This window comes from Mesorhizobium sp. M0074, from assembly GCF_040322975.1.
In the GTDB taxonomy this organism is placed as follows: domain Bacteria; phylum Pseudomonadota; class Alphaproteobacteria; order Rhizobiales; family Rhizobiaceae; genus Mesorhizobium.
Map to the genome: position 1 here is coordinate 603,471 of NZ_JAMYUM010000001.1, position 11,530 is coordinate 615,000.

At 62.0% G+C, this 11,530-nt stretch carries 10 protein-coding genes, 1 tRNA gene and 2 rRNA genes (1 of these 13 running past the window's edge); 8 read left to right on the forward strand and 5 right to left on the reverse strand.

Translation table 11 applies throughout. The features are described 5' to 3' along the window. The first annotated feature begins 5 nt into the window (after positions 1-5). Positions 6-845: a phosphoenolpyruvate hydrolase family protein gene (locus tag NKJ73_RS02985; protein WP_352568291.1), complete on the forward strand. Its 840-nt coding sequence runs from the start codon at positions 6-8 to the stop codon at positions 843-845. A gap of 26 nt (positions 846-871) precedes the next feature. Further along, positions 872-1,288, forward strand: coding sequence for a cupin domain-containing protein (locus NKJ73_RS02990; protein ID WP_352456830.1), 417 nt, complete (start codon positions 872-874; stop codon positions 1,286-1,288). 2 nt (positions 1,289-1,290) lie between these two features. Here the strand turns inward: NKJ73_RS02990 and NKJ73_RS02995 are convergent, their stop codons facing one another. Together NKJ73_RS02995 and NKJ73_RS03000 are read right to left on the reverse strand one after the other, a co-directional pair. Continuing rightward, positions 1,291-1,971 carry a DUF4304 domain-containing protein gene (locus tag NKJ73_RS02995; protein WP_352568292.1) on the reverse strand — a complete coding sequence of 227 codons (681 nt, stop codon included), beginning with the start codon at positions 1,969-1,971 and terminating at the stop codon, positions 1,291-1,293. A gap of 62 nt (positions 1,972-2,033) precedes the next feature. Next, entirely contained in the window at positions 2,034-3,239 is a 1,206-nt protein-coding gene (locus tag NKJ73_RS03000) for a M24 family metallopeptidase (RefSeq protein ID WP_352568293.1), read from the reverse strand. A 366-nt stretch (positions 3,240-3,605) separates the two neighbouring features. On the opposite strand from NKJ73_RS03000, the gene NKJ73_RS03005 reads away from it, so the two are divergent. The 6 genes from NKJ73_RS03005 to NKJ73_RS03030 all read left to right on the forward strand — a co-directional run bounded on the left by NKJ73_RS03005 (position 3,606) and on the right by NKJ73_RS03030 (position 9,603). Next, positions 3,606-5,216, forward strand: a complete 1,611-nt coding sequence (locus NKJ73_RS03005) for an ABC transporter substrate-binding protein (RefSeq protein WP_352568294.1) — start codon at positions 3,606-3,608, stop codon at positions 5,214-5,216. Between the two features lie 287 nt (positions 5,217-5,503). After that, entirely contained in the window at positions 5,504-6,490 is a 987-nt protein-coding gene (locus tag NKJ73_RS03010) for an ABC transporter permease (RefSeq protein ID WP_352568295.1), read from the forward strand. Then, positions 6,487-7,317, forward strand: a complete 831-nt coding sequence (locus NKJ73_RS03015; RefSeq protein WP_352568296.1) for an ABC transporter permease — start codon at positions 6,487-6,489, stop codon at positions 7,315-7,317. Before NKJ73_RS03010 ends, NKJ73_RS03015 begins: the two co-directional genes overlap by 4 nt. Beyond that, positions 7,314-8,312, forward strand: coding sequence for an ABC transporter ATP-binding protein (locus tag NKJ73_RS03020; protein WP_352568297.1), 999 nt, complete (start codon positions 7,314-7,316; stop codon positions 8,310-8,312). The genes NKJ73_RS03015 and NKJ73_RS03020 overlap by 4 nt, the downstream gene beginning before the upstream one ends. Further along, positions 8,309-9,100 carry an ATP-binding cassette domain-containing protein gene (locus NKJ73_RS03025; protein WP_352568298.1) on the forward strand — a complete coding sequence of 264 codons (792 nt, stop codon included), beginning with the start codon at positions 8,309-8,311 and terminating at the stop codon, positions 9,098-9,100. The genes NKJ73_RS03020 and NKJ73_RS03025 overlap by 4 nt, the downstream gene beginning before the upstream one ends. Further along, entirely contained in the window at positions 9,097-9,603 is a 507-nt protein-coding gene (locus NKJ73_RS03030; protein WP_352568299.1) for an L-2-amino-thiazoline-4-carboxylic acid hydrolase, read from the forward strand. Before NKJ73_RS03025 ends, NKJ73_RS03030 begins: the two co-directional genes overlap by 4 nt. 250 nt (positions 9,604-9,853) lie before the next feature. Here NKJ73_RS03030 and NKJ73_RS03035 read toward each other — a convergent pair. The 3 genes from NKJ73_RS03035 to NKJ73_RS03045 all read right to left on the reverse strand — a co-directional run. Further along, positions 9,854-9,930: transfer RNA gene (locus NKJ73_RS03035), tRNA-Met, on the reverse strand. A gap of 130 nt (positions 9,931-10,060) precedes the next feature. Next, a 5S ribosomal RNA gene (gene rrf / locus NKJ73_RS03040) occupies positions 10,061-10,175 on the reverse strand. Positions 10,176-10,271: 96 nt separating this feature from the next. Then, positions 10,272-11,530 (reverse strand): 23S ribosomal RNA (locus tag NKJ73_RS03045) (it continues 1,540 nt past the right edge of the window).

Consider the following 11,530-nt stretch of genomic DNA (forward strand, 5'->3'; position numbering starts at 1 on the left):
AAGACATGGCCGCCATACCGCGCAAGAAAATCCTGGAGAAATTCCGCAAGATGATCGCGGACGGCGTGCCGATCGTCGGCGGCGGTGCCGGCACCGGCCTGTCGGCCAAGGCAGAGGAAGCCGGCGGCATCGACCTGATCATCATCTACAATTCCGGCCGCTACCGCATGGCCGGGCGCGGCTCGGCCGCCGGCCTGCTCGCCTATGGCAACGCCAACGAGATCGTCAAGGAAATGGCCTACGAAGTGCTGCCGGTAGTGAAGAAGACGCCGGTGCTGGCCGGCGTCAACGGCACCGATCCCTTCGTCATCATGCCGCTGCTTTTGGCCGAGTTGAAGACGATGGGCTTTTCCGGTGTGCAGAACTTTCCGACCATCGGCCTGTTCGACGGCCAGATGCGGCAGAGTTTTGAAGAAACCGGCATGGGCTTCGGGCTCGAGGTCGACATGATCGCCGAGGCTCACAAACTCGACCTGTTGACCACGCCCTATGTCTTCAACCCAGACGAGGCGCGCGCCATGACAACAGCTGGCGCCGACATCGTCGTCGCCCATATGGGGGTGACCACCGGCGGCTCGATTGGCGCGACATCGGCTAAATCGCTGGACGACTGTGTGAGCGAGATCGACGCCATCGCCAAAGCGGCACGCTCAGTGCGCGAGGATATGATCCTGCTTTGCCATGGCGGGCCGATCTCGATCCCGGACGACGCCAGATATATTCTCGAGCGCTGCAAGGGCCTGCACGGGTTCTATGGCGCCAGTTCGATGGAGCGGCTGCCGGCGGAAGCCTCGATCGCCAGGCAGACGGCGGATTTCAAGGCCGTCACGTTCGGCGCTGCGTAGAGACCAGCAAAAAGAAGGGTGGGACGATGACCGACAACAGCAAGGTATTCGTATATCCAAAAGACGTTAGCGCCTTCGGCTTCGACTGGGGCAGGCTGTCGCTGACGGTCGCTCCCGAAGTGAACGGCGCAAAGCGATTTTCCGGTGGTGTCGTCGACCTACCGTCAGGCAAAGGCCATACGCGTCATAACCATCCGGGTGCGGAGGAGATCATCTTTGTCATCTCAGGCAATGGCGAGCAGATGGTCGAAGACGAGAAAGGCAACCCGGTCGTCGAGAAAGTCGGCCCCGGCTGCACCATCTATGTGCCGGAAAGCCGCTTCCACTCGACGCTCAATACCGGCGACGGGCCGATGCAGCTTTTCGTCGTCTATTCGCCGGCCGGGCCGGAACTGGCGTTGCGGGAGTTGCCGGATTTCAGGTTGATCCCGCCGGGCAGATAATGTCACAGGCTGAGGCCAATCTTCATCGCACGAGCGACCCTTGCTAGGTTGTTAGTATCGCTTCCCAGAGCGAGCCTATCCGGCAAAGTGGGGACATCGCGCTCTGATCGGAAAGCATCCGGCGAAGGTAAGCGCGCCACCCAATAGGACAAACAGTTTTCCGCTGCCTCTGGACCAAGCTGCCAGAGTACAAATCGAACAGCATTTTCAGGGAACATGAAGCCCGGAACTTCAGAACATGCGACCTGTTCGGCTAGTTTGCGCGGAACGTCGAAACGTTCGAAGAGCGGCAGGACAGTCGTTTGGATGTTGGCAACGATGTTCGCGATTTCAGCCTGGCGGGTATGCGGGTTTACGATGTTCCATGTCCGCCAATGATGCGGGGTTCGCAAATTGCCAAGCTGTCCACCGGCGACCCAATCGCTGGCACTGGCGGGCCAAGCGCTTCGCTCGTCCCACTCCTTTATTGCCTTGCTGTAGACCGACGCATGCACGACGAGTTCGACGTACTCGCCGCCGACGTTTAGATAGTTTGATTGAAAGGAGATTTTGAATGCCCAGTCGCCGGCCCGACGACTCGCATGAGGACCGCTTTTCGCAAAGCGGAACCCAATCGGTTCGAATTCCATGGAGATCTGCTCGCACCCGTCGATAAAGACCTGCTTGGGCAGTTCGCGTTCCATATCGGCAAATGCTCGCTGGCGTGACCAATTATTTGCTCGGACGAGGTAATCTCAAGAACGGGCTAGGTACCAGCGCCTAAGCCGCCCCCGCCCCCGTTCCAGCCCCGGCCCCGATCGCCGAACATGACGTAACCGGCATCGGTTACCGCCACCGTGTCCTCCAGCTTGATGAAGCCGCGCGTCGGGTGGAGCATGGTCGTCTCGACCGAAAGCACCATGTTCTTCTCCAGCGGCTTTGCGGCATAGGTGCCTTCATAGGTCACCGGATGGTTGGTCATCAGGAACGGCGCTTCATGCGTGATCAGCCCCATGCCATGCGCGAAGAAATCAGTATAGGCCGCAACCTTGGATTTCTTCAGAACGCCTTCGGCATGAGAAATCATGTCACCGCCCAGCGTGCCCGCCTTGACCTTGGAAAAGGCCGCCTGCTGCACTGTCTCGATCTCGGCCAGCAGATCCTCGAGCTCGGCGTCAGGGTCGCCCAGCACGCCCATGCGGCAAAGATCGCCGATATAGCCGTGGTAGTTGCCGCCGGAATCGATCGACATCACCTCGCCCTTCCTCCACGCCTGCGGCGAAGCGGCGCGGTTGTGGCTGGAGCCTAGCGTCAACAGGCAATATTCGAAATGCGCGCCGCGATTGGTCTCCTCGCGCCTGAGCTGTTCGATGATCTCGCTCTTGGTCGTGCCTTCGCGTGCCCAGCCGATGGTCGCCAGCATGGAATCGGTGATCAGCTCCGAAGCGATGCGCAGCTTTTCCAGCTCCGCCTCGGTTTTGATTGCCCGTATGCGCTCCAGCATATCAGTCGCATCGATCAGCTTGGCATCCGGCAACGCGTTGCGGATCAGCATATAGGCGTCGGACGGCAGGAAGGCGGGCTCGATGCCGATGCGGGCATTGCCCTTGCCGATCTTTCGCAAATGCTCGACCGCCAGATTGGCGGCATCGAGCGTACCCCAGCAGGCGGCATGCAGTGTCGGCGTCCAGAACGGATGATTCTGGTGCTCGCCGCCTTCCATGCGGTTGCCGATATAGGCGGCATGCTCCGGCCCACCTTTCTCATAGACGACGACAGGCAGATAACGGCTGTGGCCGATTGCATCCATGGCGGCGAAGAAGATGAACTTGTAGCCGCCAAGCAGATATTGCGTGTTGTGCTTGGAGGTGGCGAGCAGCGCGTCGATGCCGGCCTCCTCCATCAGCCCGTCCACCCTGGCCTGGTCGAACGGCACGCTGCCGACGGCATTCTTGCCTGGGGCAATGTTCATGTCTCTCTCCCTGAAATCCCTTAGCCGGCCGCTCGCCGGCACCGGCTTTTCCGGCTCTGAACCTCGGCTATGCTTAAATCTGCATCATTTTGCCCGATCTGGTCCAGCCAGAACGGGCGAACCAGTCCCAAAAGCTGCTCCACCTGCTGCACTTTACTCCAGTCTGGTCCTGCTAGAACCGCGCATCGAACCGTTTTCTGTACAACTGGTCCAGCGGACGGAAATTTCAAAGCCACATAGAGATGCGCCAATTCCGTCTTTGGCGAAACCCCGCACAAGGCCCATAATCAGCTTTGCAGGATGCTTACGAGCGTCCGAGGGGTACGGCGGACCCGGCCGGGTCCGCGGAGAGGACGGAGTTCGATCATGCCAGAGTTCACCATTTCCAGACGTACAATGCTGGCCGGTTCGGCATTGCTGTTGGCCTCCACCGCCATGCCGACGATCGGCTCGGCGCAGACGCCGAGAAAGGGCGGACGACTGGTTGTCGCCGCCGATTCCGAGCCGCGCAACCTCAATCCGGCGATTGTCGCCTCGAACGGCGTCTTCTTCATCTCGAGCAAGATCGTGGAAACCTTGGCCGAGGCCTCCTTCGGCGGCAAGGACGGGCTCGAGCCACGGCTGGCGCTCAGCTGGGAAGGTGCCGCCGACGGCCTGTCGGTGACGTTCAAGCTGCGCGAGGGCGTCAAATGGCATGATGGGAAGCCATTCACCTCAGCCGATGTCGCCTTCTCGGCGCTGCAGGTCTGGAAGCCGCTGCAGAATCTCGGCCGCACCGTGTTCAAGGATCTGGAGGCGGTCGACACGCCGGACGAAACCACCGCCGTGTTCAAATTCGCCAAGCCGACACCGTTCCAGCTGATCCGCAACGCCTTGCCGGCGCTGAGCAGCGTGGTGCCCAAGCACATCTATGAGACCGGAAAGATCGAGGACAACCCGGCCAACAACGCCCCGGTCGGCACCGGACCGTTCAAATTTGCCGAACACAAGCCCGGCGAATATTACCGGCTGGAGAAGAACACCGACTATTGGGGCAAGGACGAGCCCTATCTCGGCGAGATCATCTATCAGGTGCTGCCGGACCGCACGTCGGCGGCCAGCGCCCTGGAAGCCGAAGAGATCCAGCTCGCCGCCTTCTCCGCCGTGCCCCTGGCCGATCTCGACCGCATCTCCAAAGTGCCCGGTCTCAAGGTGATCACCAAGGGTTATGAAGGGCTGACCTACCAGCTCGTCGTCGAGATCAATCATCGCCGCAAGGAGCTGGCCGACCTGAAAGTACGCCAGGCGATCGCTCACGCTATCGACAAGGATTTCGTCGTCAAGACGGTATTCCTTGGCTATGCCGCCACCGCCACTGGCCCGGTGCCGAAAAACGACCCGCAATTCTACACCGCCGACGTGCCGACCTACGCCTTCGACGTCGCCAAGGCCAACGCCTTGCTTGACGAGGCCGGCTACAGCCGGGGCGATGACGGCAAGCGCTTTTCACTGAGGTTGCTACCGGCGCCCTACTTCAACGAAACCAAGCAGTTCGGCGACTATCTGCGCCAGGCGCTCGCAGCCATCGGCATCGACGCCCAACTGGTCAACAACGACTCTGCCGCGCATATCAAGGCTGTCTACACCGACCACGCCTTCGACCTTGCGGTCGGGCCGCCGGTGTTCCGCGGCGATCCGGCGATCTCGACCACCATCCTGGTGCAGAGCGGTATTCCCGACGGCGTGCCCTTCTCCAACCAGGGTGGCTACAAGAATGCCGATCTCGACGCCCTGATCGCCAAGGCATCGGAGACGCTCGACACCGCCGCCCGCACCGAACTCTACAAGGAGTTCCAGAGAAAAGTTGCCGCCGACCTGCCACTGATCAACGTCGCCGAATGGAGTTTCATCAGCGTCGCCCGCGATACGGTCAACAACATCGCCAACAACCCGCGCTGGGCGGTATCGAACTGGGCGGACACTTGGCTGGAGGGGTAAGGAAGTCTCTTCAGACTTGCGCGCCGCTTGTGTGGGTGCTCAGCTTCAGCGATGAGAGCTTTTTCGCGCCCCCCTCTGTCCTGCCCTCTTTGCCACCACTTGGCATCTCCCCCACGAGCGGGGAGATCGGCTGTCATTGTCGCTTTTGCCAATCTCCAGCGTTGCAAGACGGCCGGCAACGCCGAAACTGCCAATCTCCCTCCTTGTGGGGGAGATGTCCGGCAGGACAGAGGGGGGCGCCGTAGAGCGCGGCACCGAAGACTTGGCTCTCCTATCGGCGTTGCGCCATGACCCGCGCCGTCATCCTCCTTCGCCGCCGTCTCGTCGGCAGCATCTTCGTGCTGCTGATTGTCGTCATTGGCACCTTCCTGCTGCTCGAAGCCGCTCCCGGCGACGCGGTCGATGCCTATATCGTCTCGACCGGCGGCGACGCCGGCATGATCGAGCTGTTGCGTCACCGCTGGGGGCTCGACCAGTCTGAGCTGACGCGGCTGGCCAATTACCTTTGGGCGCTGCTGCATCTCGACCTTGGCCAGTCGGTCACCTTTTCGCGGCCGATCCGCGAAGTCGTCCTCGAGCGCCTGCCCAACACGCTTCTGTTGATGGGGAGCGCCACCGCGCTCTCCTTCGGCCTCGGCTCGGCGCTCGGCATCTATGCCGGCGCCAGACCCGGCAGCTTCCGTGATCGTTTCCTGTCCATCGGCTCGCTGGCGCTCTATGCCGTGCCGGGCTTCTGGCTCGGGCTTGTGCTGATCATTGTCTTCGCCGTCGACCTGCGCTGGTTTCCGATCGGCGGCATCGAGAGTATCGTCTCGGCCAGGACCGGCCTCGATCGCGCCGCCGATATCGCCCGCCATCTCGTCCTGCCGGTTTCGGCGCTCGGCTTCATTTATCTCGCGCTCTATCTGCGCATGACGCGCGCCGGCATGGCCGAGGTGTGGCGACAGGACTTTGTGCTGGCCGCCCGTGCCAGGGGACTTTCCCGCCGTCGCATCGTGCTCGCTCACGTCGCCCGTAACGCGCTGTTGCCGCTGGTCACCATGCTCGGCCTGCAATCCGCGCAGATGTTGGGCGGCAGCGTCGTGATCGAGAGCGTCTTTTCCGTCCCCGGCCTCGGCCGACTGGCGCAGGAAGCGGTGGCCGCGCGGGATACCCCACTACTGCTCGGCATTATTCTCACCAGCGCTGTCCTGGTCGTCATCATCAACGTTCTCGTCGACATCGCCTACGTCTTCCTCGATCCGCGCGTCGGCGCCAGTGAGGCCAGCGCATGAGTCCGCTTGCCCGCTTCCTGCGCACGCCGGAGGCTGTCGCCGGCGCGGTCATCCTGGCGGCGCTGTTTGCCATGGTTTTTGCCGCGCCTTTGTTCTTTCCCGGCGATCCGCAGGCGATTGCCGGACCGGCATTGCTGCCGCCCTTCCAGGATTGGTCGCTGCCGCTCGGCACCGACCGGCTCGGCCGCGACGTGCTAGCCGAGCTTCTCCACGGCGCCCGCACCTCGCTGGCGGTCGGGCTGGCAGCAGCAGCCGTCGCCCTTGCCGTCGGCGCCATAATCGGCACGTTGGCCGGTTTTGCTGGCGGCGTTGTCGACGAGATGCTGATGCGCATCGCCGACGCGTTCCAGACCGTGCCAGCCTTCCTGCTGGCTTTGGCTTTCGTGAGCATTGTCGGGCCGTCGCTCGGCGTCGTCGTCGCGGCGATCGCGCTTGGCGCCTGGACCGGACCGGCACGCGTGGCGCGGGCCGAAGTGCTGTCGATCCGCGAGCGCGATTTTGTTGCCGGCGCCCGCGTCATCGGCATGCATCCGTTGGAGATCGCCTTTCGGGAGGTGCTCCCCAATGCGCTGCCGCCGGTAATGGCTTTGTCGTCGGTGATCGTCGCCGCGGCGATTCTCACCGAAGCGGCATTGTCCTTTCTCGGCCTCGGCGATCCCAACCGGGTTACCTGGGGCGGCATGATCGCCGAAGGCCGCGCCGTGCTGCGCACCGCGCCCTTCCTGTCGATCATTCCGGGCGTAGCGCTCGTGCTCACCGTGCTCGGCGTCTATCTCGCCGGCGAAGGCGTCGTCGAGACCACGGCGATGAGGAGGAGCCTGTCGTGACGGCGCTTGCTTCGATCCGCAATCTGACGGTGACCTATCGCCGTGACGGCGCCGAGGTAGCGGCGCTGAAGAATGTCGGCTTCGACATCACCGCCGGCGAGCGCTTTGCCATCATCGGTGAAAGCGGTTCGGGCAAGAGCACGCTGGCGCTGGCCATTGCCGACCTGCTGCCGGCCACCGCCAGGATCGAAGGCCGCATCGATTGGCTCTTGCGCCCGCCACCAATGTTTGGTGCCAAGGCACCCCCCTCTGTCCTGCCGGACATCTCCCCCTCAAGGGGGGAGATCGGCAGTTCCGCAGCCGGTTCCTTTCCGCCAGCTTCGGTGATTGGCGAAGGCAGAGATGAAAGTGCAATCTCCCCCCTTGAGGGGGAGATGTCCGGCAGGACAGAGGGGGGTGCGACGGGACGCCAACCTGCAAGCCTTCGCGACCATGCTCCAATCGGTGGCCGTGACATCGGCTTCATTTTCCAGGACCCATCCGCAAGTCTCGACCCGGTGATGCCAATCGGCAAGCAGATCGCGGAAGTCGCGTGCACTCATCTCAGCCTCAGTTGGCGAGACGCCTATGCCAAGGCAAAAACCCTGCTCGAGCGCGTCCGCCTGCCCGATCCGGACGCTGCCCTCTGCGCCTTCCCGCACCAGCTCTCCGGCGGCCAGAAGCAGCGTGTGGCGATCGCCGCGGCGATTGCTGCCGGTCCGAAACTGCTGATCGCCGACGAGGCGACCAGCGCGCTGGATACGATCGTGCAGGCCGAGATCGTCGGGCTGATCCGGCGACTGGTGGCCGAGGACGGTATGACGCTGCTGTTCATCAGCCACGACATTGCGCTGGCCGCTGAGCTTGCGGAGCGCATCGCGGTGTTCCGGCATGGCGAGCTGCTCGAGCTCGGTTCGACAGCCCAAATCGTCAATGCGCCGCGTCACGCATACACTCGTGTGCTGCTTGACGCTCATCTCGGCCTCGACGCCGAGCCGCTGTTGCGGCGAACATGACCGACCCGCTGCTCGCCGTTTCCGGCCTGACCAAACGATACAGTCGCGGCGGCAAGATCATCGCCGCGGTCGACGACGTTTCCTTCCACATCGACCCCGGCGAGACGCTGGCGCTAGCCGGACCTTCCGGCAGCGGCAAGTCGACGATAGCTCGTCTAGTGCTCCGGCTCATCGAATTCGATACCGGCCGTATCGAATTTGAAGGCAGCGATTTCCTGTCGCTGAACGGCGCTGCCTTGCGCGGCCGGCGCGCCCGTCTTCAGATGGTGTTTCAGGATCCGCTCGCCGCCTTGAACCCACGCGCCACAGTCGCGCGTGTGCTCGACGACCCCTTGCGCATCCATCACATTGCCTCTGGCCCCGAGCGCCCGCGCCGTATTGCAGCTCTGCTGGAACGCGTCGGCCTCAGCCCCGGTCTCGCCGGCCGCGCCATTCACGAAATTTCCGGCGGTCAGCGCCAGCGCGTTGCAATCGCCCGCGCCATCGCCACGAAACCGTCGCTGGTCGTGCTCGACGAGGCCGTGTCGGCGCTCGACGTTTCGGTTCGTGCGCAGATCCTGCAACTGCTGCTCGACCTTCAACGCGAGGAGCGCATCGCCTATCTATTCATTTCGCACGATCTCGGCGTCGTCCGTGCCATCGCCCACCGCATGGCCATTCTGGACGCCGGGCGGATTGCCGAGAGCGGCGATGCCCGCACCGTCATCGACGCGCCGCAATCCGCGATCGGCAAGGCGCTGGTAGCGGCAGCGCCAAGACTGTCAAGGCTCGAACAGGACGCATCATGACCGACGCCGAAGCCCGAGCCGAAAAACTGTCGCGCGAACTCGATTCCGCCTTCCGCAACCGCGCCGATCTCTATCGTCTGTTCCTCGACGAGCTAACCGCGGAGTTGGGCGCGGAAAAAGCCGAGGCGATTATGATCCGTATAATCGAACAACGCGGCAAGGAGGTTGCGGCGGCGGCCTTTGCCGATTTCGGCCCGAACGATGCACCGGCGATCGGCGAGGCGTTCCTGGCCGTCAGCCCGGATGGCGGCCGCATGTATCCGACCGACGTCGAACGCAGCCAAGGCCGCATCGCCTTCAAGGTCAAGCGCTGTCCGCTGAAGGACGCCTGGGTCGAAGCCGGCGTCGGCGACGAGAAGCTCGCCACGCTCTGCCGAATCGCCGGCGCCTTCGACCGCGGCCTGTTCGAGGCCACCGGAGTGCGCTTCGACAACGTCACCTGGACGCCGGGCCACGGTTCCGGCTGCTGCCACATCGCCTTGACCAACCGGGATGCCGGCTAGAGCTGCATCCATGCAGCACATTCAGGTGCCGGCAGGACGTGGAACTTCGTCGCGGCGCGCGAGCTTCGGTGTTTGGCAGCACGCCCCAAAACAAAAAAACCCCGGCGCTGTAAGGCTACCGGGGTTTTTGCGGGGGCTGGACCTGCCTTGGTGTCTCGCTGTGTCTGCTTCGTGCGAGTCCCTGACGGGGATCGAACCAATCGGCCAGCAAAACGAAAACGGCCCGCACAAGGCGGGCCGTTTTCGAATTTGGTTGCGGGGACAGGATTTGAACCTGTGACCTTCAGGTTATGAGCCTGACGAGCTACCGGGCTGCTCCACCCCGCGTCAACCCTAGAAGTAAGCCTTGGCTCACTGGATTCAAGCTTCCGCCAAATGAAAAGGCCGCTTGCGCGGCCCGATATCCCGTTGGCGGGCCTGTTCGTAAGGAGAAGATTAAACAACGTGCGCTTGGCAGACCTGGCAGCGACCTACTCTCCCGCGTCTTGAGACGAAGTACCATCAGCGCTGGAGCGTTTCACGGCCGAGTTCGGAATGGGATCGGGTGCAGCCGCTCCGCCATAACCACCAGGTCGGCAAAACGCACGTTGCTCGAGAAGCTGTTTTCTGTGCCATCCATCTCGGCGCAATCCAAGGATTGTCACCAGAAATGGGCATTAGGAATGAGAACGATCAAGCCGATCGAACTATTAGTACCGGTAAGCTTCAAGCGTTGCCGCTCTTCCACACCCGGCCTATCAACGTGGTCGTCTTCCACGGTTCTCAGGGAATACTCGTTTTAAGGTGGGTTTCCCGCTTAGATGCCTTCAGCGGTTATCCCGTCCGGATATAGCTACCCTGCTATGCGGCTGGCGCCACAACAGGTCCACCAGAGATCCGTCCATCCCGGTCCTCTCGTACTAGGGACAGATCCTTTCAATATTCCTACACCCACGGCAGATAGGGACCGAACTGTCTCACGACGTTCTGAACCCAACTCACGTACCGCTTTAAATGGCGAACAGCCATACCCTTGGGACCTGCTCCAGCCCCAGGATGCGATGAGTCGACATCGAGGTGCCAAACAACCCCGTCGATATGGACTCTTGGGGGTCATCAGCCTGTTATCCCCGGCGTACCTTTTATCCGTTGAGCGATGGCCCTTCCACGCGGGACCACCGGATCACTATGACCGACTTTCGTCTCTGCTCGACTTGTCAGTCTCGCAGTCAGGCAGGCTTATGCCATTGCACTCAGCGAACGATTTCCGACCGTTCTGAGCCCACCATCGCGCGCCTCCGTTACTCTTTAGGAGGCGACCGCCCCAGTCAAACTACCCACCATACATTGTCCCGGACCCGGATAACGGGCCGCGGTTAGACATCCATAGTGATAAGGGTGGTATTTCAAGGGTGGCTCCACCTGAGCTGGCGCCCAGGTTTCAAAGCCTACCACCTATCCTACACATGCCACTACGAATGCCAATGTAAAGCTATAGTAAAGGTGCACGGGGTCTTTCCGTCTAACCGCAGGAACCCCGCATCTTCACGGGGAATTCAATTTCACTGAGTCTATGCTGGAGACAGCGGGGAAGTCGTTACGCCATTCGTGCAGGTCGGAACTTACCCGACAAGGAATTTCGCTACCTTAGGACCGTTATAGTTACGGCCGCCGTTTACTGGGGCTTCGATTCAGAGCTTGCACCCCTCCTCTTAACCTTCCAGCACCGGGCAGGCGTCAGACCCTATACGTCGTCTTGCGACTTCGCAGAGCCCTGTGTTTTTGATAAACAGTCGCTACCCCCTGGTCTGTGCCACCCTCCCATGCTTGCGCATGAAAGGGTCACGCTTCTTCCGAAGTTACGCGTGCAATTTGCCGAGTTCCTTCAGCATAGTTCTCTCAAGCGCCTTGGTATACTCTACCAGTCCACCAGTGTCGGTTTCGGGTA

Bases quoted from the DNA above. Each gene is read 5' to 3' on its own strand.
- NKJ73_RS02985 (WP_352568291.1), top strand. From the start codon at position 6: ATGGCCGCCATACCGCGCAAGAAAATCCTGGAGAAATTCCGCAAGATG.
- NKJ73_RS02990 (WP_352456830.1), top strand. From the start codon at position 872: ATGACCGACAACAGCAAGGTATTCGTATATCCAAAAGACGTTAGCGCC.
- NKJ73_RS02995 (WP_352568292.1), bottom strand. From the start codon at position 1,971: ATGGAACGCGAACTGCCCAAGCAGGTCTTTATCGACGGGTGCGAGCAG.
- NKJ73_RS03000 (WP_352568293.1), bottom strand. From the start codon at position 3,239: ATGAACATTGCCCCAGGCAAGAATGCCGTCGGCAGCGTGCCGTTCGAC.
- NKJ73_RS03005 (WP_352568294.1), top strand. From the start codon at position 3,606: ATGCCAGAGTTCACCATTTCCAGACGTACAATGCTGGCCGGTTCGGCA.
- NKJ73_RS03010 (WP_352568295.1), top strand. From the start codon at position 5,504: ATGACCCGCGCCGTCATCCTCCTTCGCCGCCGTCTCGTCGGCAGCATC.
- NKJ73_RS03015 (WP_352568296.1), top strand. From the start codon at position 6,487: ATGAGTCCGCTTGCCCGCTTCCTGCGCACGCCGGAGGCTGTCGCCGGC.
- NKJ73_RS03025 (WP_352568298.1), top strand. From the start codon at position 8,309: ATGACCGACCCGCTGCTCGCCGTTTCCGGCCTGACCAAACGATACAGT.
- NKJ73_RS03030 (WP_352568299.1), top strand. From the start codon at position 9,097: ATGACCGACGCCGAAGCCCGAGCCGAAAAACTGTCGCGCGAACTCGAT.